Raw genomic sequence first — 898 nt, 5'->3', positions numbered from 1 at the left:
GCCGGCTTGCGCCTCACCCAGATGGAAACCAGAATAGCCCTTCTTCACGAGGATTTCTGAAAGCTCCGACGTTACCGCAAATATCCCGTAGCGGCCGAGGACATCATGGCCCCTCAATGGGAAATCGAAGAAGAACACCGCCGCTGTGACGACGCCGTCCTCCGACGAAATCTCATCAACATGCTCGTTTGAATATGGCGGAACGAGATAGTACTCGCTATCCACACTCCGATCGCGCATCGAGAACCTCCAACTTCATAGCCTTCTCCATCCGGGACCCGACTAGCGCTTTCCTGGATACTTCCGGATGGGCTTTCCTCCAGGGTCCAACTCCTGCGAGAAGCGGGCTACAACTGGGTCTTCCAACGCAAGGAACTCTTGCACCGACTCAGACACAAACAGATCGTTCCTCGAATTCCGGAAGAAGTCATCTTCCATGAACCTGCCTCCGACAACCAACAGGCGAATTTCAGGAAGGCTGATCTCGCCGCGCTGTTCGGCATGTTTCCATCGGAGAGCCCTCGCGGGCGCCCACGAGTAGCCCGTAAGCCGGGACGCATCCATCTTCTGTGCAAACTCTTCTCTTACACCACATATCCCATAGCGCCCCATGAGTACGTGGTCTATTGAATAGTCGAGATAGAAATCAGCACTAGAAGTGACAAACCTTGCCGGATCCCGCACCTCCTCAACGTGTGCAGTTGAGAACGGGAACACTTCAAAGTACCGCATAGCGCAAAACCGTGATTTCCGTCGACAGTATGTACTCCGACTTTTGCACTCTCGTCATCCACGCGTCGACAAGATCCGTAAGGACGCGGGCGACGAATTACATAGCCACGAACGCATCTCTCCGTCCGACCGCATGAAACATTCATCAGTATGCAGGAAACTAGCC

2 protein-coding genes are annotated in these 898 nt (G+C 54.0%); both read right to left on the bottom strand.

The features are described 5' to 3' along the window. Positions 1–240: hypothetical protein (locus GM1_RS21390; protein ID WP_008382597.1), on the bottom strand; the 240-nt coding region annotated here is incomplete at its 3' end. A 42-nt stretch (positions 241–282) separates the two neighbouring features. Then, complete coding sequence (locus tag GM1_RS21385) at positions 283–732, bottom strand: hypothetical protein (protein WP_008382595.1); 450 nt, start codon at positions 730–732, stop codon at positions 283–285. Between the last annotated feature and the right edge of the window lie 166 nt (positions 733–898).

Source organism: Gordonia malaquae NBRC 108250 (assembly GCF_000344135.1).
GTDB classification, from domain to species: domain Bacteria; phylum Actinomycetota; class Actinomycetes; order Mycobacteriales; family Mycobacteriaceae; genus Gordonia; species Gordonia malaquae.
Note: the sequence above shows the minus strand (reverse complement) of the source record. Positions and strands in the feature narration are given on the sequence as shown.

Coding starts and splice junctions, on each gene's coding strand:
- GM1_RS21385 (WP_008382595.1), bottom strand. CDS start 732: ATGCGGTACTTTGAAGTGTTCCCGTTCTCAACTGCACACGTTGAGGAG.